Origin of the sequence: Paenibacillus guangzhouensis (assembly GCF_009363075.1) — a bacterium.
Classification (GTDB): Bacteria; Bacillota; Bacilli; order Paenibacillales; family Paenibacillaceae; genus Paenibacillus_K; species Paenibacillus_K guangzhouensis.
Genome location: NZ_CP045293.1, coordinates 2,272,950 through 2,298,811, shown reverse-complemented (window position 1 = coordinate 2,298,811; position 25,862 = coordinate 2,272,950). Strand labels below are relative to the sequence as shown.

Genomic DNA, 25,862 nt, shown 5'->3' with positions numbered 1-25,862 from the left:
GATCTATCGCGTCAGAGATAAGATAAGGGTATTCATCATTAAGATTTGATTTGGAGCGTGGAAGTCATGAATGAGAGTATTCTAGAAGTTATCGAGGTCGAGAAAACCTATACCGGGGAAATGAATTATGCGGTATTAAAAGGGATAAGCTTTGACCTTATGAGAGGGGAGTTCACCGCCATTATGGGCCCGTCAGGGAGCGGAAAAACGACCTTATTGAATTGCCTTTCCACGATCGATACACCTACGGGCGGGAAGATACTGGTGAACGGACAGAATCCGCATCAGCTTCAGGATGACGCGCTTGCCCAGTTTCGAAGAAGAGAGCTTGGCTTTGTTTTCCAAGATTTTAACTTGGTCGACACGTTGACGGTGGAGGAGAATATCCTCCTGCCACTGACACTGGATTCCGTTCCACCAGAGCAAATGCAGAAACGTCTAAGTGCATCGACGGAATTGCTGAATATCACCGATCTGCTGAGCAAAAGAACCTATGAAATTTCAGGTGGACAAGCGCAGCGCGCCGTTATTGCGAGAGCCATTATCCATCAGCCTTCGCTGCTCCTCGCTGACGAACCAACAGGGAATCTCGATTCCAAGGCTGTGGATGATGTGATGGATTTGTTCGTCTCGGTGAACAAGGTTCTGAGCACAACCATACTCATGGTAACGCATGATCCATATGTCGCGAGTTTCTGCAATCGGGTGTTGTTTATTAAGGACGGCAGACTCTATAACGAGATTCACCGCGGGGACAGTCATAATGAGTTCTACCAGAATATTATGAATATGCTCAGCTTCCTAGGAGGCCGAAGACATGAACTTAAATAAACTGGCGCTGAATAACGTCCTCCGTGATAAGTGGACCTATTTTGCCTATTTTATTAACAGCGCATTTTCTGTTTTTGTGTTCTTCTCATTTTCGGTCGCCATGTTCCATCCGGATTTATCGTTGATCCAGAATGGTTCTTCGCTTTCCATGGTCATGATCTTCGGGAATATCTTAGTCTATTTGTTCTCTTTCTGCTTTATTTCATATTCGATTCGATCTTTTCTTAGATCACGCATCAAAACCTTCGGCCTGTTCATGATTACAGGTGCATCGAAGAAGCAGATGAATGCGATGATCTTTAAAGAAAACATGCTGATTGGCACCGCAGCGATTATCGTTGCCGTCATTGTCGGGCTTGTTCTATCCCCGCTGTTGCTGCTCGTCGCAAGACATATTCTCAATGCGGATGGATTCGCCATGTATTTTCCACTGAAGGCTATATTGTTGACGGTTGTTGTATTCACCATACTGTTCACGATGATTGCCTATGTTACCCCGATGTTCCTGCGTAAGCAGACAATCATGCAAATGCTCACAGCGAATCGCAAGGGCGAGAGGGAGATCAAGTTCTCAATGCTGCAATTGCTGCTCGGGTTGGTGCTGCTTGGAGGGATCGGTGTGGTACTCGTCTTTACGGATGCTCTGAGCAACACGATCGGAACGTTCGGATGTTTTGCAGCATTTCTCTTGGCGCTTTATCTCTTTTACAGACAAGGATTTGTCATGATCCTGAATTTGCTGAGGAGTAGACGGCTCTATAAGCGGAAGACGAATATGTTAATCATTGCGGAACTTCGATCCAAGCTGCGCTCCAATGTGAATGTCATGTATCTCGTTACACTTCTGTTCACAGCCACGTTTCTTCTTACCAATATGCTCTATTCCGTAAGCACTGACGTGAGAAAGAATGTTCAGCGCGTCTTTCCATTCAGTTATATGTATGTGTCCGTCCAGGATAACCCCCTTGAATCCAAACATATCGAGATGATTCGGACGACACTTGAGGGGAAACCGGGTTATGCAGAGTACACGTATACGATGGCTTATCATCAGGATCAGAAAGGGGTTGGAGCGGTCTCGGAATCTGATTATAACGCCGCAGCGCAAGGGATTGGACAACCAGCCATCTCTCTTCAGCCTGATCAAATGTTCGTAATCCAATCCAGCAGACATGCTGCGTCGGACCAATTATTTAGACCAGACTCACTTATAACCGATCTCTATACAACACATGGGTTAACCCCGTCATTGCTTGGCATCAGCAATCGCAGCATTTTGGTGGAGAATTATGTGAGGACTCTGTATGTCATCCCGGATAACCTGATGGAACGGGCGATGCAGTCATTCGGATCGTATATGCATGTTTTTGCGTATCACATCGACCAATGGGATCGAGATAAAGAGCCTTCGGTTATTTTGGGCACGAAGTTAAAGCAAGAGATGTTGCCAGCGGATGCGTATGCTTTTGGATTCTTTGATAGCTACAATCTCTACCAAGTTGAGCAGACCGGCAAGAATCTGATGCTCTACGTCGGCAGCTTCATAAGTATCATTTTCTTCGTCGCAGCATCCAGCTTCATCTATTTCCGTATGATGACGGAGAAGGAGAAGGAGTCCTTGAAATTCAAAGGGATCGTAAAGCTGGGGTTATCCCGCAAAGAGCTGTCAACGATTATTTCCAGTCAGTTGGCGATTCTCATGTTCGTGCCATTTCTGCTGGCCATCATCCTGACGCAGGCGATGATATGGCTCGTAAGCCATGAAATGAGCGGACCATCTGGTACGTATGCCATTGTTGCGCTGATTAGCACGTCTATTTTCTTGATCATTCAGATCGCCGGCTTCCTAAGCGTGCTCTCCAAATACAAGAACGCGATGTTCAAAGAGCTCTATCTGAACGAGATGAGCAGCTAACGTACGTTGACGTCTGGAATAAAATGTACACGATAGGATCATGCTAGTATTAAAAACGGATGGTGATCCAATCATGATTCCTTTAGACTCTCATATCGAAAATATACAAGGCACGTACTGCGATCTTAACGAATATTTCTGTCAGATGAATTTTTGCCTAAGCGGGAATTGGGAGTATAAGAAAGGGATCTTCGACAAGTTTTTGGATGCGGAACGCAAAGTTTGGCTGCGTGTCCCCTTTGAAGTGATGAGCGGGCGTCTAGATGGCGAATGTGACGGGTGCGATGCAATAGTGAAGCTCGGCAAACCCTATGTCTTGAATCACCTTTACAACGAAGGATTGGATGATGAAGCTAATATCTCGATGACTGGCGGTCTGTTCAATCAATTTCAAGCCCCAGTCGACCCGGATGCACCGGTAAAGTCCAGATGGGTGACTCAAGCAGAAGAATTGCTGCATCAGTTGGAACAGACCATCGTGCATTAAATGATACAAACCCCTTACGATCATGGAGAAGTCTTTGCTTGTCCGTTGATGTTAAGGGGTTTTATATGTTAGCGGATGTTTCTTCGCTTAAGTAAAATATTCTATGGTTGATTCTGGAAAATAGGTGTGGATGAGGTGCCCGAGCGTATCTTTGATCTCTTCTTGCTCAATGTCAGTATAGACATATTTGCCAATCCCGTAGCGGCCCCATTTCCATTTACGCTTAGATTCTTCAAGTTCGAGCTTTGTCATTGGGTAATTTTGCTGGATTACGCGTTTGGCAGGTTTCGTAAATCGATGCTGAATCATCTCGAACGTTAGTCCACGTTTGGCGGAATCGGGCAGTAGTTCGGAGAGCTTCTTCATCATGGATGTATAACCTTCCTGCCAACCCTCATGGAGATAAATCGGGGCAATGATGAAACCTAATGGATACCCAGCATTTGCAACTTTCACTGCAGCTTCAATACGGTCAGTAAGACTTGACGTTCCTGGCTCGAAGTTCTTGATAATGTAATCCGCATTAATACTGAACCGGAAGCGAGTTCGTCCTTGATGATTGGCATCGAGCAAGTGATCCACATGGGCGAATTTCGTGACGAATCGGAGCTTGCCATACTCTGACCTGCCGAAATATTCAATCGTCTTCTTGAGCGTATGGGTGAGATGATCAACACCGACGATATCAGAAGTACAAGATGCCTCGAACCGTGTCACTTCAGGCGCACGTTCTAGCATGTATTGTTGCGCTGCGTCTAGAATCTCTTCGAGGTTCACGTAGGTACGGATGTATGGTTTACTGCCCATTGTCGTCTGCAAGTAACAATAATGACAATGGCCCATGCAGCCTGTCACAAGCGGTAGAGCATACTCAGCCGAGGGCTTTGATGTATCGAACTTAAGTGTTTTGCGGACACCTAACACAAGGGTGGATTTCGCGATGCGATAGCGCTGAAACTCCGTTTCGCCAGGCAAATTGCGAATTTGATTGTGGGAGGTCGTCTGACGAATCTCTATATTTAATTGTTCGAATTTATGTAATAGCTCTTGCCCGAGCGGATACGCAAGTGCCCCGGGCTCGACATAGACCAGCTGCGGAAGGAAGGGCTTAACCATAATACTCCTCGATTCCACCTAACCCAAAAGCGTCATGATACGCGGATTCAGCTTCATACATCGATGCGTAGACGGCGAGCTCTTCGGTCAGCGGGTAGTAGGTCTCATATAAGAACAGAGCCAATTGATTCGGCGCATCCGGATGATGAACGACGGCAGCTTGCTGAACGTTCGCGACACTCTGTGCATGCGGATTGCGAATGATGACATAGACAATCTGCCCCGGTACGAATGCTTCATGATATCCCATAGATCATCTGCCCTTTCGTATACAAAATACAACGTTGTGTGTAGGGGAAAGGGAGGGAATACCTCCCTTATCCGTCTTCCAAGGTACTATCGATGTTCGACCAAGTCGATGGCTCCTAGGACCATGTGAGCGAGTCCAAACCCAAGAGCACCGGCAGCAGCAAGTTTATACTTGCTCCCAAGCAGTGACGCAGCCGAAGCCGTGACCAACGTTCCAAGAACCGCAGGAATCAAGCCTTCACGCATAAATATCACTCCTATTGCAATGTGATGGAAGACATGGGTTATTGTAGTCAAGTCACAATGTAATTATTCAGACGCGGTTTTATCTCATTTTCGAAATGCCACCACTGACTAGATTTACCTTCACATGAATGTTCTCAATACTATCCGGCGTCAGCGGGAATTTTTCTTTTGTATACAACTCATGCCATAAACGGGGCATTTGGCGATACAATATGCCGGAGAGCGAATATACATCCGCTTTGTGCTTCAATCCATTCAGATAGGTATCCATAATCTGTTTTTTAACCTCTTTGACGGCTTCCTTCTCGAGCAGCGTTTTCTGCAAACTTATATTTAACTGGGGCAGCGTCGCTTGCATGGATACGTTAATATCAAAGACAGGTTTCCCACGTTTGATTTTCAACTTGATGGAGGATTTGATTTTGTTCATAACCATTAATGCTTTGACAGATTTCTTATCCTTGATTACGAGAGGTGTTCGAATTGTTTTTTTCTCCAACCAACGCAGCCCTAGCGCATCGGAAGACTTCAGACAACCTTTAAATTGTTGATCATCGAGAAGACACACACCAGCCATGCTAAGATTCGGGGACGGTTTATTGTTATCCGTCCAACCATGAACGATGTCCAAATAGGGCAGCAGTACGACCTGACCTTTCTCTTTCCATTTCCATATGAATTTATATAGATAGATCGGTGCAATGATGGAGCTCTGCTCATAGGTGCGCATTGGGCTGTTAAGCTGCGAGTACAACACGGATAGATCACTAATCGACGGCGTGTTAAGCACCTCTTCCATCGGCTCTTTTGTTGCCATGGCCCATACGGTGTAGCGGAATTCATAATAGCGGTCCCATACCTCCAGCACTTGATCGATGATACCGTGTTTGAGTGCTTTGTCACTGAAGACAAGTGTCTTAATGTTGCTCCAGACGATTCGCTGCGGACTCGAAGCATAGAGATTGAAAATCGCCGTATCAAATGAATCTCCTCGTGCTTGACCGACGAATGTCTTCTGCTCTTGTGTTGCACCGCCAGATTCCTTCTTACCAATTCCACTGAAATTAACCATTTGGACATACACAACAAATTGATCATCCACATAATCGATCCCGAGTGTATTGACGTATATCATATGTTCAATCTCTTTCGCACCCCAACACCCCGTAAGCAGGGTTGAGATGAGTACAATGACAAGGAGACATGGGATGGATTTCATGCTGTATTCATCCTTTTTATGAAATCGTGTAAGGTTCAGTCTAACTACTTTCTGCCCCAAGGCATTCGGAATAACACCTTATACATCGCTTTGAATTGCTGCGGGGCGAAGGGGGTCAAATAATACGTCCCGAAAGATCGGAGATTGACCATGTAGAGGATTAAGGTCAAGAGACAAATTAATGTTCCGAATAGACCTAAAATCCCGCTAATGAGCAGCACGATAATGCGGAATATGCTGACAACGCTGACCAAGGATTGATTCACCAAGGTGAATGTAGCCAGAACTGAAATCGCAATAATGACAATTGTCCCAGGGCTAGCTATGCCTGCACTAATGGCGGCTTGTCCAATGATTAATCCCCCGACGACAGACAGTGTTTGCCCGAAGGCAGAAGGCATACGCATTCCGGCCTCCCGAAAGATCTCGAACAACAATAGCATGACCACCGCTTCCAAGGGAGCTGGCAAAGGAACGCCTTGTCTGGAGTTCACTAACGTCGCGAGCAATGTAAACGGGATCTGATCTTGATGAAATGTTAAGAGCGAGATCCAAAACCCTGGTAGGAACAAGGAGAGGAGCACACCACTAATTCGAAGCAATCTCGTAAATGCGACGAACATATTCACAAGGTTGGCATCCTCGGATGTATTTAGTAAAAAGGTGAAGCTGACAGGAGCGATGATAACGGTCGGCGATCCACTCATGATAATAACGAATTTCCCGTGCATCAAAGCGTTCACTGCAAAATCTGGTCTTCCTGCATAAGACGTGATTGGAAAGAGTGAGAATCCCGTTAGGTTCTCTTCGAGCTGTGAGCTGCTAACAAGGCCTTTTACGTCAATTTGGTTCAGTTTCGCTGTAATTTCTTGCAATACGAGAGGATCGATCGTGTCCTTGAGGTAGAGGAGATGAACTTTGGTGATCGTCTGTGATCCAATCGTAAACTCCTCAACCGCGAGCATATCCGTCTTGAGTCTTTTGCGGATCAGGCCAATATTGGTAAATGATTCTTCCGTGAAGCCATCCCGTGGTCCTCGGGTCGAGACTTCGGTATTCGGCTCTTCAGGTTGCCGTCTAGGTGGATCAGACAAGGCGACTGCATACATGCGATTTGAAGGTGTGAACCGAAGGAGCAGATCACCATCTAACACAATCTCTCTCATCACAAGTTCTAAATCCTGTTCAGCAAGCGCGTACATATGGAATGGAACTTTCTGCTGAAGCTTTAATGTATCCGCTAAGAGGATGTCTTCCGAGATATGTTTCAACTCGGGAATGATCGACTGGTGCAAGGTATTTACATCACATAGCCCCTGACAATAAATTAGATGCACAGCGAAATCTTGATTCGAGAGTGGCATTGACATTCTGACAATATCTGAGCTCGTATCGAATAATTTGCTGGCCATTGCTTCGAATCGTTGAGCCTCTATCGCTTCCTCTCTAGGTTCATTCATGAGCTGATTTTCCCCCTTCGGTGTGCAAGATGGACTAGAGCTGCAATAATGACCGAGAAAATAAGCATCCCCCACACGGAATAAGGGAGTATATAGGACGACATCATTTTCAAGAAAAATCGGTCACTGAACGGGATCTCGGTCATAATCACGATGAAGATGAAAATACTCCCCAGCATCCATAACTTGCGTTTCTTACTCTGAATTTGGAAGATATCAAGTAAGAGGAACAGAGCAAGGGAGATACGCAGGAAGGCGCCGCTGAACCATTGGTATACGCTGAAAAAGTCAAGGTGCTCTATATAGCGCCCGATCGTAAGCAGCCTCCATTCTTCATAAGCCGGAAAGCGGAGTTTGCCGGCTTCGACAGGGCCGAATTCCACGATTGCTCCGATAATGGGGCCCATCGTAAGTCCTATCAATATGACGAGCATGATCATGTAAGACTTATACGACAATCGTGTCTTGATGTGGTGCTGGAGGAAGAGGAGCATGATCACTTCAACAAATCCAGCTCCGGCATACATGGCTCCATACCAGGCCGGCTGCATGCCGTGCTCAAGGATGGGCTTCAATAAGGTGTAATCTTTGTGCGGCGTGTTCGACAACATGACAAAAAAACCGAGAATAACAACAAAGGGCAATAAAATACTAGCGGTATTCGCGAGGGACTGAATCCCCCGATAGGCATTGAAAGCGGAGATCAGTAGAAATATCAACGTGTAGACAAGGATCGGTGTTTCTGGTGAAAAGGTGAGGTGGATCCAATAGATCGTATCTCTGGTCGTCAACGTGCAAATGGTAAGCAGATAAATCCCAGCTAAAAAGGCAAGAATCCGTCCAACGGCGGGGTGGTAAGCATGTTGTAACCACTCGAACAGATGCTGCTTATTCATTCGGTTGCTTCCCAGATGGAGGAGGATAATCCAGACTAGCGCGCAGGCACCTGCGAGCAATACGGAGATCCAGGCGTCGCGTTTGGCTGCGTCTAAGATAATAGGGATGATAATGACATGATTAAGCAGTCCCGTGCTCAGCATGATGATCATGATGGACTGGATAAAAGATATATTCGGCTTTATATTCCTCTACCTCCTTCAATAACCTCGCCTGCTCTTTCACATTAGAATGGCATTATTTAGATGATTTATTCCCTCGGCAACGCGTATGGTTCTCCGATTGCCGAATGAGAGAGCAACATTTCAACAGTTCCCTTGTGATATAACTAATCATGAAATCGACATAGGGAGAGATGAATGTATGGGGATGTTAACAGGTAAAATTGCAGTCGTGACGGGCGCAAGCCGAGGGATCGGACGGGGAATCGCGTTACGATTAGCGCGAGATGGCGCATTCGTCGTCGTTCATTATGGCAGACGACGGCATGAAGCTGAGGGAGTTGTCTCCGAGATTCAACAGCATGGGGGGGCAGCGGTTGCCATTGGTGCAGATTTGAGTACCATCGATGGCATTCATCAATTGTATAGCGAATTAGATATTGCCCTTCGCGAACTTCGAGGGGATTATCGGTTCGATATTCTGGTGAATAACGCTGGCATCGGTCAAATATTGACGATGGAGGAAGCAACCGTGGATTCGTTCGATGAGGTCATGAATATGAATGTCAAAGGGCCGTTCTTCGTCACACAACGAGCTTTGCCACGACTCAGGGACGGCGGACGGATCATTAATATCTCATCGTTCGTTACGCGCGTCGCCTCACCGAGTGTGTTTACGTATAGCATGTCGAAGGGAGCCATTGATGTGTTTACGCGTGCATTGGCTGAGGAGCTTGGGAATCGCAGCATTACCGTGAATGCGATTCAACCGGGTATCATTAATACGGAGATGAACGCAGGGACATTGCAGCATCAGGACGGTCAGCAATACGCTGCTGGCTTATCCACCTTTAATCGTTGGGGAGAACCTGAAGATATCGCTGATATTGCTGCTTTCCTAGCCTCGAATGACAGCCGCTGGGTAACGGGTCAATGCATTGATGCAAGCGGGGGATCACGTCTATAATGAAGAGGGCTCTGGAACCAGGCATATGGCTAGGTTCAGAGCCCTTCGTTACTTATGAATCAGATGGGGATGATAGCGGACGCGGTTGTTAACCTGCAGCCCAGACATCGAGCTCAATCTTAAGTTCGGGCAAGCCTAGCCCTTGGACATAAGCGATGGTCATGGATGGCGGCGTCTCGCCAAATACACGATTCCAAATGTCATCGAAATGGTCCCAATCGATCGGCTCTGTCGCCCAGATATTCACCTTAGCGACGTGATCGGGTGTGAGCTGCTGTGAGGCAAGGATATCAACGATATTTTTCATCGTAAGTGTAACTTGTTGATTCATCTCCGAAGGGATCTGGCCTTCTTGATCAATCCCAATCTGACCGGAGAATACATATATGTCGGCATCTCGATTCATCTTGGTTACATGACTATAGCTGCCAACGGGCTTCGCAATTGGGTCTGGATTCGAACGTTGAATGACGGTCTGACGGTTGTTCTGCATGGATATCTACTCCTTTAAGTTCGCATTTTGCACATTTATCAACAATCCGTCAGACATTCTAGAAGAAGACAGCCGTCGAATACCCAATACCCGAAGACAAGCTTTGGATGGATCTCTTTTTCATCAGGTATTTCCTCCTTGAGAATGATTGAACAGGAAAATTATATCATAGATGACTGGTCATTTGCCGTTATTGTAGTACAATGAAAAGCAAACGAAAACCGGAGGTTATACTGCAATGAATTATACGTTTATTCCTACATCCATCGAGAAGTTGACGATCATGAACGAGCCAGCGAACATGCAGGTCGTCGAAGATTCGCTCGTCGTCCGCAGCCATCCGAGCACAGATTTCTGGCTGAAGACGCACTATGGATTTGAAGTCATGAATGGTCATGTCTTACATGCATCCATTGCAGCGGATTTTAATGCGGAGGTGTCGCTTCATATGCGACCAGCAGCAACCTATGATCAAGCTGGGCTCTTCATTATGGTCTCGGATACTTGCTGGCTCAAGACATCCCTTGAATACATACCTGATGGCCCTTCACATTTAGGAGCGGTTGTGACGAACCATGGTTATTCCGATTGGTCGACACAGAACTATGCGAATTCGCTTGTGATGGAGCCGCTTGCGTTCCGTGTTGAACGGAACGCAAGCGATTATACGATTTTCACCAAGACGCCTACCAATCCAAATGAATGGGAACAGATTCGGATCGCGCATCTTCATGAAGATCCAGGTACAAATCCCGTGAAGGTAGGGATCTATTGCTGCAGTCCAATGCAGGATAGCGATGGATTCGATACACACTTCCATACATTTACAATTAATGAGACAGCTTAATAGTGTAGAAAAGAAATGACCAATCAAGGAACGGATCTTGGTTGGTCATTTGAACTTATGAACGGGAGGTATCGTTCGAATGGTTCAGCAGCTTGCTGAAAAAGTCGATCAGCCATTGAATTAGTTGTTGGTGCGCCCTGCTGATATAACGATCAGCGATGTAGATGAGCTCAAGCCTGCGAACAGGCGGATGCTCAATGATTGGAATCGCCACAAGTTCGGTCTGGGAAGTTGTCTGTCGAAGTAAACCTTCGGGTTGAATCGTTGCTCCAACCCCAGCCCGTACAAGCTGAAGCAGTGAGGTCGCGGAGGAGGTCTCCATCACAGTAGTGAGTTGGAATCCTTGTGCTCTGCACAGCGTATCTACCAAATCGCGTCCAAGGAATCCCTGGGGGTACATCACCAGCGGGAGATGCTGTAGTTCCATGAGCTTGATCTCTGTCTTACTCGCAAGCTCGCTATCTGCGCGAACGAATAAATGGTAATGTTCAGAGCCAAGCGGGATCTGAACGAATCGCTTATCTGGAGGGCTCTCGAGTCCAATCCCGAGATCTACGCGTTGCGTCAACACTTCGTCTTGAATCGCAATCGATGAGAAGACCTGCAGCTGAATGTCAGGATATTCGGCATTGAAATGGGTGAACAGCGGAACCAGCTGGAAGTCTAGGTCGGATGGCAATACACCAAGGCGCACAGTTCCTCGTTCGCCAGTCAATAGTTCCTTAATCGCCGCCTTGGCGTCTCGTTCTGCATCCAACATTCTTCCGCCATGAAGACGGAGCAGCTCTCCGGCCTCTGTTACGACGACTTGCTTGCCGATCCGATCGAAGAAGGGCATGCCTAATTCACCCTCCAGCACACGAATTTGCTGACTGAGTGTCGGTTGGGTGATGCCAAGCGCTTCAGCGGCTCTGGTAAAGTGCAGATGCTCATAGACGGCCATGAAATACTGGATATGTCGCGTGTCCAAGGGTACAGCTCCTTTTATAATAGTGAATATCTATTATGTTAATAGAAATTATAGAATTGTTCAATGTAAAGTAAATCACTATACTAATGGTTAGATACAGAAGGTTAGGAGGTTTACACAAATGAGAAAACTATATTTATTATTTGCCATATTCATTGCGGCATTGAATTTACGGCCTATTCTTACATCTGTCGCTCCCTTGCTTCATTCGATGCAATCCATGCTCGGTATGGATGGCCTCACGGCGAGTTTGTTAACAACACTGCCTGTTTTATGTATGGGGATATTCGCACCTGTCGCCACGGTATTACGAGATCGCATCGGCCTTGAGCGCACGATCTTCTTGGCCATTGTGCTTGTTACGGGTGCAACCGCGCTGCGAGGCGTTTCGAGCTCCGTCAGCTTATTGGTGATTACAGCGATGATCGGAGGGATTGGAATTAGTCTCGCAGGTCCACTCTTGTCAGGATTTATTAAGAAGTATTTCCCAACGAAACCCGGAATCGTCAGTGTATACTCTGTATCTATGACCATAGGTGCTGGGATTGCATCTGCATTGGCCATTCCGATCTTTAACAGCAGCGATCATAACTTAACGTTAACATTGTCATGTTGGTCAGTACTCGGGATCATTGCATTAATAAGCTGGGCACGGTTTCTGCCTCAGAAGTCTGAGACCTTAAGTACAGAACGGACAATATTGCCTATCCGCAATAAGCGTGCGATTCTGCTCACCATCTTCTTCGGATTTATGGCGAGCATGTTCTACTCCATTACCGCCTGGATCTCGCCAATTGCGCAAAGTTACGGGTATAGCAAAGCGGATTCGGCCATGCTGCTCACCGTATTCACACTTATTCAAGTTCCTGTATCGATGACGATTCCCGGACTCGTATCCCGATCCGGCAATCGTAGGTTCTATTTGATTCTATGCAGTCTGTTCGAGCTTGTGGGAATCATCATCTTATTACTTCAATGGCCAATACTGCCGGCAGCGATATGTCTTGGGATTGGAGCAGGGGGATTATTCCCGCTGGCGCTTATGCTTCCGATCGTAGAGACGAATACAGCGCAAGAAGCTGGGTCATGGTCCGCCATGTCGCAGTGTGGAGGGTATATGATTGGCGCTATGGGGCCGCTTATGATTGGCATGATCTACGATTATAGCGGCAGCTTTGTTCCTGCGTTAATTGCCATGCTAATCGTTATTATCGCCATGATAACCGTACAGTGGCTGCTAACCCGCCCGAACACAACACATGTGAAGGAACGACATGTGACTCTTTGATCAAGGGAGGCGAATCAAGCGCATGGAAAATGAGGAGATGAATTTACGACAATGGATACGTCGGTTGAATCCTACGTGGAAGTTGCTGCGTTCGTGGAAGTTAAAAGGCGGTATTTCAGCACAAGTGATCGGCCTTGAAATCGCACAAGCCGATGAACAGAACTTGAAGTTGGTTGCACGGGTTCATGGCGATGCAGATATCGAACATAACCCTTCCGTCGCTTCCGATGAATTCAATCTATTACAAGTTCTAAGATCACAAGGTGTATTGGTACCGAAGCCTTACGTAGTTGATCATTCACGCTCATTATTCGATAGACCCGCGCTGCTTATTGAGTATATCGAGGGTCAGACGGAGTTCGCCCCTACGGATATGAACGACTACATCAAGCAAATGGCATCAGCGATATCGAAGCTTCACCATATCGATTGTACGAAGGTAGATGTTTCTTTTCTCCCTAGGCAGATTGACCATGATCGGAAATTACGGAACATAGCCATATTAAAAAAGATTCACATCGAAGGTGATGCAGTTATTCACGAGAAGATTCTTGCGTTCTTGCATACACCTTCCAAGAACCGAGCGGCCATCCTCCATGGCGACTTTTGGCCTGGCAATCTCATGTGGAAGGATGGACAACTCGTCGCGATGATCGACTGGGAAGATGCAGCATTCGGAGATCCATTATCAGATCTCGCCAATGGAAGGTTGGAAATGTTATTCTATTATGGCGTAGAGGCGATGGAACAGTTCACGAACCAATACGTTGCCTTGATGCCGAGGCTGGATCTTTCTCATTTAGCTTTTTGGGATATCTATGCGGCTGTTCGATTAGCAGGATTTGCTGAATGGGGTTTGGATGTTCAGATTGTAGATAGGATGCGCGAGCGGCATAATGGGTTCGTTCAACAGGCGGTTAGCCTGATCAAGCGAACATAGAACAGTTAACCTCCTTGGGCTACAAGGAGGTTTTTTTGCATTCGTTGTCATGTACACAAAACGACCTTAGACAATTCAGACTATTCGGGTATACAATATAAGGAATGATAGAAGTTAGGAGAGAATGCCGCATGAACACAATGCCATCAGATCCATTTATTCGAAATGAACGTGAACAAGCGATTGCCGTAAGATCAGATCAGCTTGCCGCCATATTAGAACAACACGCATCTTTACATGATCGAGAAGGGTCATTTCCTTTTGAAAATTTTGAGCATTTGCGAGAAGAAGGCTACTTGGCTCTTACCGCGCCAAAGGAATTCGGAGGCGAAGAAGCCTCGTTGTATGAGATGATCCTTGCCCAGGAACGACTTGCTAGAGGCGATGGTTCTACAGCACTTGCGGTAGGCTGGCATGTCAGTCAAGTCCTTCAATTGCGGATTAAGCAGTCATGGCCGCAGCCATTGTATGCAGATTTCTGTAGGCGAGTGGTTGAGGAAGGCGCGATGATCAATCAGTTCGCGAGCGAGCCAGCAACGGGCAGCCCGAGCCGCGGAGGTCGACCGCAGACCGTTGCGGTTCGAACAGAGAATGGATACCTCTTAACGGGACGTAAAACATTTAGTTCGTTGCTTCCAATCTTGGATCAATTTACGGTTACGGCTTTTATTGAAGAGGAGAATCAGCTAGGAACATTTTACGTCCGCAAGGGTCCCGGCGTGAGCATGGATGAGACATGGGATACGATTGGGATGCGAGGAACGGGTAGTCATGATCTAGTGCTGACGGGTGCTTATGTACCTGAAGAGCATCGCATTAATAACTGCGAGAACGGTGAAGTCATGTCTGATCACGGAGGCGGTCTGCTGCATGTTCCGGCATGTTATCTTGGAATTGCCTGGGCGGCACGGGATTTTGCGATTCAGTTCGCGAAGGAATATCGGCCTAACAGCTTGCCAGGATCCATTGTAGATCTACCGCATATTCAACAGAAAATTGGAGAAATGGAAACAGAGCGGATTACCGCACGCTCTCTGTTGTACAGCGTCGCTGACCGCTGGGATCGACTCCCTGAGGAGCGGGCATCCATGAGGCCAGAGCTTGGTCTAGCCAAAACCGTAGCGACGAATGCTGCGATGCGAATCGTTGATCTTGCCATGCGAATCGTGGGTGGTTCTAGCCTCTCACGGAGTCTGCCGCTTGAGCGCATGTACCGTGATGTCCGTGCAGGGCTGCATAATCCGCCAATGGATGACGCTGTGATGGCGATGTTGGTTCAGCGTGCAATACGCGAGTCTTGATCCTCAAGATCGATTATTCACAATTCATTTGCTTGAAAATAAATGTAAGACCCATCGGTTTATGCCGGTGGGTCTTTATTACGCTCAGGATTCGGCGGACTTTCTTGACGCTATTATTGTTGACGAATCTTTACATCATTTCAGAGGGATTGGTCAGAAATTGTCGAATTTTAACATTTAGAATCATTATTAGATAAATACATCTTAGGGGGAAGAGTAGGTGAAGGAAGCTTTACAGCGTGGTTGGTTTGTATTTCTAATGCTATGCATTATAGGTTTATGGATTGGAAATTCAAGGATCTTCGCAGCATCAACACTCGTAGAACAACGGGTAACGAATAATGATCTGCACAGTGTTGCTTATAATGGTGAGGTTTATGTTGCTGGCGCTTCAAAAGGTCAAGTGCTCGTATCGAAGGATCTCATGCAGTGGAAATCGGTCAAATTACCGCAGATCGATTCCTATGACTCGATACAACATGTGATTTGGGATGGTAAGCAATTTGTTGGACACGCAAGGGATAAAATGGTGATTTCATCGAATGGGCTCACTTGGCGTGTGACAAGTCTAGAGAAAGATATTCTCAAGCTGAAGAATGGATATGGAACCCCATATTTAAGAGATTTATTCTTTGACGGTCAAGAAGTGATTGGTGTGGTGTCCATGAGCGAATACGGGGGAGGCGTTCAATTCATTACCTCCACGGATGGCGTGAACTGGGGCGTATCACAGAAGAATGCCAGTTGGCTGAATGCGGTCGCATCCAATGGCAATCGATTCGTCAGTCTTGGCGGATATTCGGACTATTCTGGTGAAATGAAGGTGGCTGGCGCATTTTCAACAAATAAGACGCATTGGCAAAACACGATGCAGCCTGGAGAAGACGAGTATGCCTATCGAAGCGACGCCGGATGGGATATCCTCTGGGATTCTCATAAGTTCGTTGCGGTCGGCCTGAACAATCTCGTATACCAATCACCGGATGGGCAGAAATGGGTAAAACTTGGGGAAATCCCCGTGCAGCCGGCGCAAAAGGATAAAACGCGCTTCAATAGCATCGTATGGAATGGTCAGCAATATACGGCTGTAGGCGTCGTTCAAAAGAGTTGGAGTAAGTATTATGCGATCACGGCGACTTCTGAAGATGGCGTATCGTGGAGCGTGCAGGAGCTTCCATATATCGAGACAGGTCTCTATCAAGTGATCTGGGCTAACAATCAATTCGTTAGTGTCGGCGATTCGGGTAACGTACTCGTATCGGAAGATGGGGTATCGTGGGCAAGTACTTATAAAGAATTGGTTCTAGCAAGCGAAATGAGTCATGAATTCACTCAAATGTATTGGGCTGGTAAATATTGGGTATCGACGGATGCAGGGCACGATGATAATCAAGGTGGAATCTATCGATCTAGAGACGGCAGCCACTGGGAATTGGCTTATTCAAAATTTGATGCAAAAGGGAATCGTGTTGGGATCAGTTCGATGATCGCAACGACGAAAGGTCTTTTCGCCGTAACAACCGACGGATATTTCGTGAAGTCGACGGACGGTGTCGGGTGGGTGGAACAGCGAATCACGTCTAACACTCAGATTGATCCGAATTTGCTGGCTTGGTCAGGTTCGAAATTCATCGTGCTCGCCGTACTTCGTAATGATTCAGATGGTTCCAAGCAGAAAATGATCCAATTCAGCTCTGCAACTGGCAGTCAGTGGACCGATCATCCCATCGCCTCAACCTTATCGAACTTCTATCAAGTAAGATATAGCGGTGAGATGTTCTATAGTTACGATTATGAGAAGAAAATATTCTCCACGTCTATTGATGGGGTGAGCTGGAAACAGCGTCTTAGAACGACGAAAGATATCCATGCTATGCTTGCCGTGAACAAACGTTTCTATCTCTGGGGGGACGACATCACTTACACTTCGCTAGACGGCGTGAAATGGAATAAACATGTCATGCCGAAAGGATCGTGGGACATAGACAACGCGATTTGGGAAGGAAGCAGATTCATTGGTGTGCAATCCTCAGGCCCTGATTCCTATAGGCAATATCTCGCGGAATCGAAGGATGGTGTGCATTGGACAAGACTAGGGGAATTTGCATATAGCGGTGCTGAGTTCGAGATGCATATGCTCTTCTATAAGAATGACCAGTACATTTATATGGATCGGTTCGGAGGACTATTTCGTTCAACCGTGCAGTAGATCTTCGAACATAAATGAAGGGAGCGGCGATTTCCGCTCTCTTTTCCATGTGCAGAAAATAGTCCTAAATCATTCTGAGCCTATGCATCGATCGAGAGCCTAGATAGAATCAAATTATGAGATAACGAGAGTTTTCAAGTAAAGGCGGTTGGTATTTCTAAATGAACATTCATGAAATTATAACGTCATACAATAATGATTATAAGCCGTTCTCTGGAACGATACGCATGATAGAACAAGATCAGGTCATCTTCGAGCAAGGCTACGGTTATGCCAATCGGAGTGAACAGTTGAAGAATGAGGCAAACACGCGATTCGGCATCGCCTCGGGTTCCAAAATATTCACAGCAGTTACAGTCTTACAGTTAATTGAGAAGGGCCGTCTAACGCTAGATACGCGATTATGCGATTGCGGAGCAGATCGATTCCCGAATTTCGATCCTGCGATTACGGTTCGTCATTTGTTAACTCATAGTTCAGGAATTCCTGATTATTTTGACGAAGAAGTCATGCATGATTATTCGGAGCTGTGGACAGATCTTCCGATGTATTCGATGACGACAATAGCGGCATTCCTACCGTTGTTCGAGACAAAAACGATGAAATTTGTTCCTGGAGAACGGTTCTCCTACAGTAACGCTGGCTATATTCTGCTGGGGTGGATCGTTGAGCAGATGACGGGAATGAGATTTCAAGATTATGTGGTGCAACATGTGTTCAGGCGTTGTGGCATGACGGATACGGCGTATGATCGGTTGGATCAATTACCTGCACGGACGGCAGTCGGTTATATTGAGGAGGGGGAAGTGTGGCGCTCGAATATATATGCCTTACCGATCGTAGGCGGGCCTGATGGCGGTGCTTTTACGACGGTACACGATATGGAGAAGTTCTGGCATGCCCTCCTGAACTGTGAGTTATTATCGAAGGCGATGACCAATGAGATGCTGACCCCACAGATCGGAGTCGATGCACACATTCATTATGGTTATGGCGTGTGGATGACGGTCTTGCACCAGGAAATTTTCAAATATTACGTGATGGGGAATGATCCGGGTCTTGAGATGACGTCCTCTGTATATCCCAAGTGGTCAGCTCAGTGCCATATCCTATCCAATAACGGAAGTGGTGCCGGTGCCATTACACGCAGCATCGATGAAAGCTTATATCATAGGATGAAATAGAGAGGTTACTTCATGAAGGAACAAGAGGAGGAACGCATGATGCAAAAATATCAGCACATCATTGATCAGTTAGATTCACTGCTTAACGATTATATTGAAAAAGACCGTGCTGCTGCGGGCATCGCCGTCGGTATCGTATATGACCATCAACCGATCTATGCCAAAGGCTTTGGCGTGAAGAACATCGAGACGGGTGAACCTGTCGATGGCAACACATTGTTCCACATGGCTTCCGTATCGAAGACTTATGTTGCAACTGCGATCATGCAATTGGTCGAACAGGGAAAGATCGCGCTTGATGAGATGATCATGACCTACTTGCCTTATTTCTCGCTGCAGGATGAACGATATCGCGATATCACCGTCAGGCATCTGCTAAGTCATACGTCCGGCATGCCAGACGAAGAGGATTATGAATGGGATCGACCGCAATACGATGAGGAAGCACTCGAACGATATGTGCGGCAAGTCTCGAACCTCCAGCTCATGTGGGAGCCTGAACGCGGTCAATACGCTTATAGTAATATCGCTTTTGAAATATTGGGTGACGTGATCGCCAAGGTCTCGGGTATGTCTTTCGAACAATATATGAAAGAACATATTCTTATGCCGCTCGGAATGAATCACAGCAGCTTCTTCAAGCCGGAAGTGGATTATGAGCAGCTAGCAACGCCGCATATGTTGGGGATGGCGTCGCACTTCGGCGCCAAAGTTAGTCCGGTATTTCCTTACAACCGCGCGCATGGTCCAAGCTCAACACTGCTCACAAGCGCTGCCGAATCCTGTGCATACGCCATGGCTTATTTGAACGGAGGAAGCGTGAACGAAGCAACCATTCTTCAACCATCCAGCGTCGAGCAAGTATGGCAAGCGACCGCCCCGGCAGATGACTATCTATATTATCAACGGATCGGGCTGGGTTGGTTCATGGGACATTACAAAGGCAATGTTGCCAAAGCTCATGGAGGCATGGATACGGGCTTCCGTTCGAATCTCGTTCTATTACCTGAGAAAGGAATTGCTGTTACGATCATGTTCAATACCGATTACCTTGGTCTCCATTCCGTGAACAATGCGATCTTGGATGTGTTATTAGGTGAACAGGTTCAGGTCATTCCGCGTTCTTTCACGATGCATGTCGCAGGGATCCTTGCGAAGCAGGGCATGGAAGCCGCATTGCAGGAACATTGCTCCGGTACGGATCAACGGTTCACGCTCGGTTATGTCTCCTCTGACGAAGACTACAGTTACCGTTATATCGCACATCATCTATTCCATAACGACGAGCCTGAGCATGCCATGAAAGTGTTAGAGCTCGCGATTCAGTTAGATCCGGAAGCATCGGATCTTCGAGAGCTTCGGAAGCAATGGTTGAATCCTTCTTCGAATGCAGGTAAGTAGATAAAAAATTGACATCGACACAGCAAATCCACGAGGAAAGATCCTCGTGGATTTGTTTATTTATTTCAACTGCCACAAAGCAGGAACATTGGATGGTTCCCATCCTGTGAGTGATGTATGGTTCTGACGGCATTCATAGACGGAGCCATTATAAGTTACCAATGTTCCGACAGTATAAGCGGTGTTCGGCGCCCATGCTGGTGCAGTCGATTCCGCAGCGGTTGTTCCGTTCACCGTGCTGGGAGGCGATTGATTTCCTGCAGCGTCAATGGCGTATACACTAAACGAATAAGTCGTGCTTGGGCTAAGGCCCGTTACATTGTAAGAAGTTGCCGTTCCGGGCACCGTCGCTAGTAATGTGGATCCTTGGTAGACGCGGTACCCTGTTACGCCGACATTATCAGTTGAAGGACTCCACATCAGCTGCAACCCAGTGGACGTTGGCGCACCCATCACGTGTAGGCCGCCAGGTGCGGTAGGGGCTTGTGTATCAGGCCCCGAATTCGAATCCGTTGTGACGTTCAGGGCATTACTCGCAGCGGATACATTCCCCGCAGCATCCAAAGCTTTTACGCTGAAGGTGTACGCCGTGTTGGCTGATAGCCCCGTCACATTATAGCCTAAAGTCGATCCCGATACGGTAGCGACGAGATTCGAGCCGTTGTATACTTGGTAGCCGGTGACGCCGACATTGTCTGTCGATGCATTCCATGCTAGTGCTACGCTGGAAGTTGTTTTGGCCGTTGCTGTTAGACCTGTTGGCGCAGTTGGCGCCTGTGTATCGACGGGATTGCTGCCGCCAAAGTTCACGTCGATGACATTATAAAAAGCGTTCGCTGTATCAGCGATTTCCCATACAGCGAGGATGACATGGTAACCGCTGCGCGCAGGAACGTTACATGTATTCGAATAGGAAAATGGAGGTTGAACACCGCCATAGTTCACGGAACAGAATGGCGTTAGATCGAAGGAATCCCGAGTGAGTGCGGCGTTCGGGTTCCAATTCGGTTTCGTAATGTAATATTTCCAGCTCGTTGTGGCGTGTGCTGCCGTCAGCTTCCACGTGAATGTATTCTGTCCGGAGTTCATATTTACTTTCGTCCAGCGTGTTGCCGATTGCTCATCGAGCTTAGGGAAGGCGCCGTTCGCACTTGCAATTTTACCGTCTGCAGGGCCTGCCGCCGGGAATCCTTTTGGAGCTTCTAGACTTTGAGGCTCGTAGACAATGGCGCCGCAATCCGTATTCTGACCGGATTTACAGAGGGCAGCGCGGCTTGCGGGACCTTCCACATATCCGTGTGAGAAAGCCTTTTCAGCGATGAGCACCATCGAGATGACCGCGATCAGCATAGCAGCAACATACGTAACAACCTTGGAAAATGGCGAACGTGCATAACGAATCGATGACATGTTTATTTAACCTCCTATATTGTGGGTAATGCGATACTTCCTTACCATTTTGAACTGTTGTTGCGGTTGACACCAATGCTCCTTTCTTCATCGTCATATTTATATAAACTCTGGGAGAGCTTATATACGGCTAAGTTGATGTTGAATGAGAGAGTTGGAAAGGAAAAGTTTCGTAGCGGATCAAAGTTGAATACGCTTTAACTTTTGGGTGCAATCCTTTGGGCCCATTGACTAAATCCAGTTTATGTTAAACTATACTCTAAAATGATTGAATTCATGAAAAAAATTTTCGTATTAAATTTGGTTGGTTTAAGTGCGTGAACGTCATAAAATGTACAACTGGCAATATAATTACTGAACGTTCTATATCCAGACAGAAATAATTTTCGTACTAATCAGTCCTAATGTGATGCTGGACCTCCAGGATCAACCTCAGTAAATGTTGACCATAGGTTAGTTACATGAAGTGATGTCGAAATCATGGCAAGCATTGACAAGATATGGTGTGATCAATTCTAATGATAGGAGTACATATCGATAACACAACGGGGGATGGACATGGGGGAGAATAGCCGATTTTCTTGGCTCGGTTGTATGGGGCTGATCTTCGCTTTAGCTCTACTCGGGACCTTGATCAAACTCGGGCAGTGGCTCGCAAATGAAGGGCGAGGCATTCTGATAGTGCTAATCGTCGCACTTGCGTCGGTCGCTGGATTCTATATTTATGCGAGGTACATGAGAAAGCAAAAAACGCAGCTGAGGGCAGAAATCGAACAGCAGACACGGAACGAAAAGTTAATTCTGCGTCTAGCTGCGGAGAATAAAGGGTACATTACGGCAGCAGAGATAAGTCTGAACTCAGAACTTAGTTTGGAGGATGCCGGCAAAGCGTTGGACGAGCTCAAAGCAAAAGGCGCATGCATCTTACGGATCTCCGATAACGGAACCTATGTATACCAATTTGAATTGCTTAGTTATCAGGAGAAACAAGAGGCAGAACGCGTCTAATGATTTGATTGTAAGAGGGAGGGAAATGATGTTATGGGAACTTCGATTGCCATCATCTCTGATATTCATAGCAATAGTCTCGCCTTAGAAGCTGTTCTACAGGATATATCCGGGCGGAACATTCGGCATATCGTTAACTTGGGAGACAGCTTATTCGGACCGATTGATCCGTTAGGTACGGCTGAGTTATTAATGGCAAGCGAGAATATCGTTCATATCATGGGTAACTGTGATGAAATTCTGCTAGAATCGCATCATCCATCCGCAACGTTTCAATATGTGAAGCCGCTGCTGCATTCAGGGATTGAACAGTGGATTAGATCGTTTCGGTCAAGTTGGGTATTCGAAGATCTTCTGTTCTGCCACGGCACACCCTTTGTGAATCATCAATACTTAATGGAGGATGTAGGGGCGCAGGGCGTCAAGCTGAAGCATCCTAGTCAACTGGCACAAGAACTCGAAGCGATTTCACAGCGATATATTTTTTGTGGACATAGTCATGTGTTCAAGGCGTTATATTTGCCGGATGGCAAGCATGTCATCAATGCGGGAAGCGTTGGATTGCCAGCTTATGATGATGAGCTTCCTTCTCCTCATGTGATGGAATCTGGGACACCTGATGCCGACTATGTGATTGCGCATCAGACGCAAGATGGTTGGCGCATCGAGCATATCTTGGTTCCTTATGATTGGGACAGAGCGAGTGCGATCGCAAGAGAACATGGGCGAGAGGATTACGCATTCGCATTACGTACCGGCAGGGCATTGGTAAGTGACGCGGGTTATGACCCGATGAATAGAAAATAAGAGTCAAGTGTGAGCCACTTATCCTGATTCAGGAGAGTGGCTGTTTTTATTTCAAAATGAATATATTTTATATTGACTAAACGTTCATTCAATAATAAAATGTCAGTAAATACCAATCATTTCGTTCCGGGATGTGTGGCGTCATAATTATTGAGAAAATTTTCCAAATTATTGAGAATAAAATTTCATAATTAATGACAAATGTATAATTATGCATCGATATACATTGGTTTATGCTGTGAACAGCGTGCCGGTTATACTTGAAGCGGATCTTGCCTGTTAGCGGACATAGGCGTCATCGACAATTTATTTTTTGGAATTGAAGTAGAATCCAAGGTGGTGACTGACGGAAAGGTTCTCACATTTATAGAGCCCAACATTCCTATTTTTCTAATGTAATTGCTACGTTCTATTCGATTTGAAAGAACGTAATAAAAGGTTTGAATAATTTATCCAGGAGGGATTGTTCATGGATTTGCATATTGAGGTATCAGGTGAAGGAAAACCCGTCGTACTCGTGCACAGTGGAGGATCAGATGTGAGGGATTGGATGTATGTTGTGCCGATACTAGCCAAGAATTACAAAGTCATTGCATTTGATGGAAGGGGCTGCGGGAAATCACCTTCTCCAATGAAGCCGGCGAACTATGTGGAGGATTTACGCACATTATTCGATCATCACCAGCTGGAGCAAGCCACGATTATCGGTCATGCAATCGGAGGGCGGATCGCGACCGATTTTGCATTGACTTATCCCGCGCGAGTGCATAAGCTTGTGTTGATCGGATCAGAATTATCAGGCTATGTTCCTAGCGAGGCACTAGCCGAGCGGATGCAGGAGACCCAGGCGGTCTTCCCGAATGTCGATGCGATGATGGAGATCTCATTAAAAGCCTGCTCGTATCGTGTCGTGATGGCTAGTCCTGAACGTGATCTTTTGGAGCAAATGTTGAAGCATAACTTATCCCGAATGATGGAATGGGGATCGTGGGAATCCGTATGGCCGCAGCCGCCAGCGATTGAGCGACTCCATGAGCTTGCCGCCCCAACTTGTTACATCATAGGCAAGAAAGACGCAGCCGATCAACTGCGCATTGCGGAGTATTTTCAAGCGGTTCCGGACATTTGTGTTATTGAAATGGAAGATGCAGACAACATGCCGACATTAACGCATCCCGAAGAACTCTGCCGATCTATTACTGAATTTATTGAGGATGAATATAGCCGTGCCACGTACCCCGGAAGAGAATGAGCGCATTCGCCAAGCCGCGAAAGAGAAAATTCATACGGCAGCAATGACGTTATTCGTAAAGAAAGGTTATCATGCCACGTCGATCGATGATGTTGCCAAGTTCGCTCAGATATCCAAAGGACTCTTATATAATTACTACAAAGGAAAAGAAGAGCTGCTAGCCGCCATGGTTCAGGTTCGTATTGAAGGGGTGGCAGAAGTGATGAATGCAGCCTTGGAGCTGCAGTCCCCTGCAGATCAGCTTCGACAGATTGTTGCTGGCGCCATCGATAACGTTAGTGCTCGCCCAGACATCTACCGCTTCTTCTTGAATCTGCAAACCCAGCCGGAAGATGATCATATTCTTGCAACGTATAGTTCGCAATTGAACGAAGAGTCGCGTAAGCAGTTCGAAGTGCAAGTCAAGATTTTCAAGCAGCTTGGGGTGCCATCGCCTCGCATGAGATCACTCCAATTCTCCGCCGCGCTGCAAGGCGCGATGTTAATGATGACGACCTATCCAGGTGATTTCCCGGTGGAAGAGATTAAGGTCCAGATGATGCATGAATATTGTGATGGAACGATCGTGGAATAGATAGGCTTCATGACATAACATGAAATAGGCTGCCCTGAGAAGGGCGGTTTTTTGATATTGGCATGAGAAAGCCCATGCTACCGCCTATGAACTAACCTGACTAATATATTGTATATACGGGAATGATAATTTTAAAAAAAGATCCACATGCCATCAATTGATATTACCCCCAAGAGTTAGACACTATTTTGTTAGGAGGCTTTTAGGGCGTGAGTCCGGTATTGTACCGGGCTCATGCCCTTTAGTTTTGCCTTAATCCGACTGTGATATAGGGAGTCTTCATCTCGCAGATCCAGCACCTTCTTCCACTGCAGAATAGTTGAAGGTGCTGGAATATTAAACATTGCAGCTGTTTATAAAACTGACATCCCTGACTCGATTCAATACGTTTAAACGCTTTTGAGCATGTTGCATACCTCTTGGAGAAATCCTTCATTCCATTAGCTCGGTAAAGAGTTACCCATTTTCAAGAGCTTTGTGGCTCACACTGATGCGTGGGCCTATCTCCCTGTGTCTTTAGTAAACTTTTTCCATGGTGTCTAATAAATGGGGTGCTGCTCAAATTTGTCTGTAAGTTCCCCGAGGTGCTTTTTTGGTTAACCTAAATAGATGACAATATTTTAGTTGTAT

General features: G+C 46.5%; 25 protein-coding genes. 15 read left to right on the top strand and 10 right to left on the bottom strand.

Annotated elements, in window-relative coordinates; translation table 11 throughout:
- Nucleotides 1–66 precede the first annotated feature (66 nt).
- From GCU39_RS10265 to GCU39_RS10255, 3 genes are read left to right on the top strand one after another with little or no spacing between them, the layout of a single operon-like run.
- Complete coding sequence (locus tag GCU39_RS10265; RefSeq protein WP_152393420.1) at nucleotides 67–831, top strand: ABC transporter ATP-binding protein; 765 nt, start codon at nucleotides 67–69, stop codon at nucleotides 829–831.
- A complete protein-coding gene (locus GCU39_RS10260) occupies nucleotides 818–2,746 on the top strand; it encodes an ABC transporter permease (protein ID WP_152393419.1) in 1,929 nt (642 codons plus the stop codon). Before GCU39_RS10265 ends, GCU39_RS10260 begins: the two co-directional genes overlap by 14 nt.
- A 40-nt stretch (nucleotides 2,747–2,786) precedes the next feature.
- Complete coding sequence (locus GCU39_RS10255; protein WP_227793523.1) at nucleotides 2,787–3,233, top strand: YugN family protein; 447 nt, start codon at nucleotides 2,787–2,789, stop codon at nucleotides 3,231–3,233.
- Between the two features lie 87 nt (nucleotides 3,234–3,320).
- Here GCU39_RS10255 and splB read toward each other — a convergent pair whose 3' ends face one another.
- The 6 genes from splB to GCU39_RS10225 form a co-directional block, all read right to left on the bottom strand.
- Nucleotides 3,321–4,349 (bottom strand): spore photoproduct lyase, encoded by a 1,029-nt coding sequence (gene splB / locus GCU39_RS10250; protein ID WP_152393418.1) that lies wholly within the window; start codon nucleotides 4,347–4,349, stop codon nucleotides 3,321–3,323.
- Nucleotides 4,342–4,599: a transcriptional regulator SplA domain-containing protein gene (locus GCU39_RS10245; protein WP_152393417.1), complete on the bottom strand. Its 258-nt coding sequence runs from the start codon at nucleotides 4,597–4,599 to the stop codon at nucleotides 4,342–4,344. Before GCU39_RS10245 ends, splB begins: the two co-directional genes overlap by 8 nt.
- A gap of 86 nt (nucleotides 4,600–4,685) precedes the next feature.
- Complete coding sequence (locus GCU39_RS10240; RefSeq protein ID WP_152393416.1) at nucleotides 4,686–4,844, bottom strand: asparagine synthase; 159 nt, start codon at nucleotides 4,842–4,844, stop codon at nucleotides 4,686–4,688.
- Between the two features lie 79 nt (nucleotides 4,845–4,923).
- Nucleotides 4,924–6,063 carry a Ger(x)C family spore germination protein gene (locus GCU39_RS10235; protein WP_152393415.1) on the bottom strand — a complete coding sequence of 380 codons (1,140 nt, stop codon included), beginning with the start codon at nucleotides 6,061–6,063 and terminating at the stop codon, nucleotides 4,924–4,926.
- 44 nt (nucleotides 6,064–6,107) lie between these two features.
- Nucleotides 6,108–7,523 (bottom strand): spore germination protein, encoded by a 1,416-nt coding sequence (locus tag GCU39_RS10230; protein WP_152393414.1) that lies wholly within the window; start codon nucleotides 7,521–7,523, stop codon nucleotides 6,108–6,110.
- The gene (locus GCU39_RS10225; RefSeq protein WP_152393413.1) at nucleotides 7,520–8,572 is read right to left on the bottom strand and encodes a GerAB/ArcD/ProY family transporter; all 1,053 of its coding nucleotides are present in this window, start codon (nucleotides 8,570–8,572) and stop codon (nucleotides 7,520–7,522) included. The genes GCU39_RS10230 and GCU39_RS10225 overlap by 4 nt, the downstream gene beginning before the upstream one ends.
- A 211-nt stretch (nucleotides 8,573–8,783) precedes the next feature.
- Here GCU39_RS10225 and GCU39_RS10220 point away from each other — a divergent pair, with 211 nt between their 5' ends.
- Nucleotides 8,784–9,548 carry an SDR family oxidoreductase gene (locus GCU39_RS10220; protein ID WP_152393412.1) on the top strand — a complete coding sequence of 255 codons (765 nt, stop codon included), beginning with the start codon at nucleotides 8,784–8,786 and terminating at the stop codon, nucleotides 9,546–9,548.
- 88 nt (nucleotides 9,549–9,636) lie between these two features.
- Here the strand turns inward: GCU39_RS10220 and GCU39_RS10215 are convergent, their stop codons facing one another.
- Nucleotides 9,637–10,041 carry a RidA family protein gene (locus GCU39_RS10215; protein WP_152393411.1) on the bottom strand — a complete coding sequence of 135 codons (405 nt, stop codon included), beginning with the start codon at nucleotides 10,039–10,041 and terminating at the stop codon, nucleotides 9,637–9,639.
- A 238-nt stretch (nucleotides 10,042–10,279) separates the two neighbouring features.
- Here GCU39_RS10215 and GCU39_RS10210 point away from each other — a divergent pair, with 238 nt between their 5' ends.
- Nucleotides 10,280–10,888: a DUF1349 domain-containing protein gene (locus GCU39_RS10210; protein WP_152393410.1), complete on the top strand. Its 609-nt coding sequence runs from the start codon at nucleotides 10,280–10,282 to the stop codon at nucleotides 10,886–10,888.
- Nucleotides 10,889–10,943: 55 nt separating this feature from the next.
- On the opposite strand, the gene GCU39_RS10205 is transcribed toward GCU39_RS10210, so the two are convergent.
- A complete protein-coding gene (locus GCU39_RS10205; protein WP_227793522.1) occupies nucleotides 10,944–11,858 on the bottom strand; it encodes a LysR family transcriptional regulator in 915 nt (304 codons plus the stop codon).
- 121 nt (nucleotides 11,859–11,979) lie between these two features.
- Here GCU39_RS10205 and GCU39_RS10200 point away from each other — a divergent pair, with 121 nt between their 5' ends.
- The 6 genes from GCU39_RS10200 to GCU39_RS10175 all read left to right on the top strand — a co-directional run bounded on the left by GCU39_RS10200 (nucleotide 11,980) and on the right by GCU39_RS10175 (nucleotide 20,181).
- Nucleotides 11,980–13,146, top strand: coding sequence for an MFS transporter (locus tag GCU39_RS10200; protein WP_152393408.1), 1,167 nt, complete (start codon nucleotides 11,980–11,982; stop codon nucleotides 13,144–13,146).
- 37 nt (nucleotides 13,147–13,183) lie between these two features.
- Nucleotides 13,184–14,086: a phosphotransferase family protein gene (locus GCU39_RS10195; protein ID WP_193726859.1), complete on the top strand. Its 903-nt coding sequence runs from the start codon at nucleotides 13,184–13,186 to the stop codon at nucleotides 14,084–14,086.
- A gap of 131 nt (nucleotides 14,087–14,217) precedes the next feature.
- Nucleotides 14,218–15,387 (top strand): acyl-CoA dehydrogenase family protein, encoded by a 1,170-nt coding sequence (locus GCU39_RS10190; RefSeq protein WP_152393406.1) that lies wholly within the window; start codon nucleotides 14,218–14,220, stop codon nucleotides 15,385–15,387.
- A gap of 220 nt (nucleotides 15,388–15,607) precedes the next feature.
- Nucleotides 15,608–17,596 (top strand): WD40/YVTN/BNR-like repeat-containing protein, encoded by a 1,989-nt coding sequence (locus tag GCU39_RS10185; RefSeq protein ID WP_152393405.1) that lies wholly within the window; start codon nucleotides 15,608–15,610, stop codon nucleotides 17,594–17,596.
- Between the two features lie 161 nt (nucleotides 17,597–17,757).
- Nucleotides 17,758–18,780: a serine hydrolase domain-containing protein gene (locus GCU39_RS10180; protein WP_152393404.1), complete on the top strand. Its 1,023-nt coding sequence runs from the start codon at nucleotides 17,758–17,760 to the stop codon at nucleotides 18,778–18,780.
- Between the two features lie 12 nt (nucleotides 18,781–18,792).
- The gene (locus tag GCU39_RS10175; RefSeq protein WP_152393403.1) at nucleotides 18,793–20,181 is read left to right on the top strand and encodes a serine hydrolase domain-containing protein; all 1,389 of its coding nucleotides are present in this window, start codon (nucleotides 18,793–18,795) and stop codon (nucleotides 20,179–20,181) included.
- Between the two features lie 60 nt (nucleotides 20,182–20,241).
- Here the strand turns inward: GCU39_RS10175 and GCU39_RS10170 are convergent, their stop codons facing one another.
- On the bottom strand, nucleotides 20,242–21,591 hold the full coding sequence (locus tag GCU39_RS10170; RefSeq protein WP_152393402.1) for a lytic polysaccharide monooxygenase: 1,350 nt from the start codon (nucleotides 21,589–21,591) through the stop codon (nucleotides 20,242–20,244).
- A 558-nt stretch (nucleotides 21,592–22,149) separates the two neighbouring features.
- On the opposite strand from GCU39_RS10170, the gene GCU39_RS10165 reads away from it, so the two are divergent.
- From GCU39_RS10165 to GCU39_RS10150, 4 genes are all read left to right on the top strand, one after another.
- Nucleotides 22,150–22,599, top strand: a complete 450-nt coding sequence (locus GCU39_RS10165) for a hypothetical protein (RefSeq protein WP_152393401.1) — start codon at nucleotides 22,150–22,152, stop codon at nucleotides 22,597–22,599.
- Between the two features lie 33 nt (nucleotides 22,600–22,632).
- Nucleotides 22,633–23,406: a metallophosphoesterase family protein gene (locus GCU39_RS10160; protein ID WP_152393400.1), complete on the top strand. Its 774-nt coding sequence runs from the start codon at nucleotides 22,633–22,635 to the stop codon at nucleotides 23,404–23,406.
- 469 nt (nucleotides 23,407–23,875) lie between these two features.
- The gene (locus GCU39_RS10155) at nucleotides 23,876–24,658 is read left to right on the top strand and encodes an alpha/beta fold hydrolase (RefSeq protein WP_152393399.1); all 783 of its coding nucleotides are present in this window, start codon (nucleotides 23,876–23,878) and stop codon (nucleotides 24,656–24,658) included.
- Entirely contained in the window at nucleotides 24,633–25,232 is a 600-nt protein-coding gene (locus GCU39_RS10150; RefSeq protein WP_152393398.1) for a TetR/AcrR family transcriptional regulator, read from the top strand. Before GCU39_RS10155 ends, GCU39_RS10150 begins: the two co-directional genes overlap by 26 nt.
- Nucleotides 25,233–25,423: 191 nt before the next feature.
- Here the strand turns inward: GCU39_RS10150 and GCU39_RS32510 are convergent, their stop codons facing one another.
- A complete protein-coding gene (locus tag GCU39_RS32510; protein WP_407671660.1) occupies nucleotides 25,424–25,576 on the bottom strand; it encodes an integrase core domain-containing protein in 153 nt (50 codons plus the stop codon).
- Nucleotides 25,577–25,862 lie beyond the last annotated feature (286 nt).

Bases quoted from the DNA above. Each gene is read 5' to 3' on its own strand.
- GCU39_RS10155 (WP_152393399.1), top strand. From the start codon at position 23,876: ATGGATTTGCATATTGAGGTATCAGGTGAAGGAAAACCCGTCGTACTC.
- GCU39_RS10210 (WP_152393410.1), top strand. From the start codon at position 10,280: ATGAATTATACGTTTATTCCTACATCCATCGAGAAGTTGACGATCATG.
- GCU39_RS10170 (WP_152393402.1), bottom strand. From the start codon at position 21,591: ATGTCATCGATTCGTTATGCACGTTCGCCATTTTCCAAGGTTGTTACG.
- GCU39_RS10255 (WP_227793523.1), top strand. From the start codon at position 2,787: ATGCTAGTATTAAAAACGGATGGTGATCCAATCATGATTCCTTTAGAC.
- GCU39_RS10160 (WP_152393400.1), top strand. From the start codon at position 22,633: ATGGGAACTTCGATTGCCATCATCTCTGATATTCATAGCAATAGTCTC.
- GCU39_RS10235 (WP_152393415.1), bottom strand. From the start codon at position 6,063: ATGAAATCCATCCCATGTCTCCTTGTCATTGTACTCATCTCAACCCTG.
- GCU39_RS10220 (WP_152393412.1), top strand. From the start codon at position 8,784: ATGGGGATGTTAACAGGTAAAATTGCAGTCGTGACGGGCGCAAGCCGA.
- GCU39_RS10195 (WP_193726859.1), top strand. From the start codon at position 13,184: ATGAATTTACGACAATGGATACGTCGGTTGAATCCTACGTGGAAGTTG.
- GCU39_RS10245 (WP_152393417.1), bottom strand. From the start codon at position 4,599: ATGGGATATCATGAAGCATTCGTACCGGGGCAGATTGTCTATGTCATC.
- GCU39_RS10175 (WP_152393403.1), top strand. From the start codon at position 18,793: ATGAAGGAACAAGAGGAGGAACGCATGATGCAAAAATATCAGCACATC.
- GCU39_RS10260 (WP_152393419.1), top strand. From the start codon at position 818: ATGAACTTAAATAAACTGGCGCTGAATAACGTCCTCCGTGATAAGTGG.
- GCU39_RS10225 (WP_152393413.1), bottom strand. From the start codon at position 8,572: ATGATCATCATGCTGAGCACGGGACTGCTTAATCATGTCATTATCATC.
- GCU39_RS10200 (WP_152393408.1), top strand. From the start codon at position 11,980: ATGAGAAAACTATATTTATTATTTGCCATATTCATTGCGGCATTGAAT.
- GCU39_RS10180 (WP_152393404.1), top strand. From the start codon at position 17,758: ATGAACATTCATGAAATTATAACGTCATACAATAATGATTATAAGCCG.
- GCU39_RS10165 (WP_152393401.1), top strand. From the start codon at position 22,150: ATGGGGGAGAATAGCCGATTTTCTTGGCTCGGTTGTATGGGGCTGATC.
- GCU39_RS10230 (WP_152393414.1), bottom strand. From the start codon at position 7,523: ATGAATGAACCTAGAGAGGAAGCGATAGAGGCTCAACGATTCGAAGCA.
- GCU39_RS10265 (WP_152393420.1), top strand. From the start codon at position 67: ATGAATGAGAGTATTCTAGAAGTTATCGAGGTCGAGAAAACCTATACC.
- GCU39_RS32510 (WP_407671660.1), bottom strand. From the start codon at position 25,576: ATGTTTAATATTCCAGCACCTTCAACTATTCTGCAGTGGAAGAAGGTG.
- GCU39_RS10240 (WP_152393416.1), bottom strand. From the start codon at position 4,844: ATGCGTGAAGGCTTGATTCCTGCGGTTCTTGGAACGTTGGTCACGGCT.
- GCU39_RS10215 (WP_152393411.1), bottom strand. From the start codon at position 10,041: ATGCAGAACAACCGTCAGACCGTCATTCAACGTTCGAATCCAGACCCA.
- GCU39_RS10190 (WP_152393406.1), top strand. From the start codon at position 14,218: ATGAACACAATGCCATCAGATCCATTTATTCGAAATGAACGTGAACAA.
- splB (WP_152393418.1), bottom strand. From the start codon at position 4,349: ATGGTTAAGCCCTTCCTTCCGCAGCTGGTCTATGTCGAGCCCGGGGCA.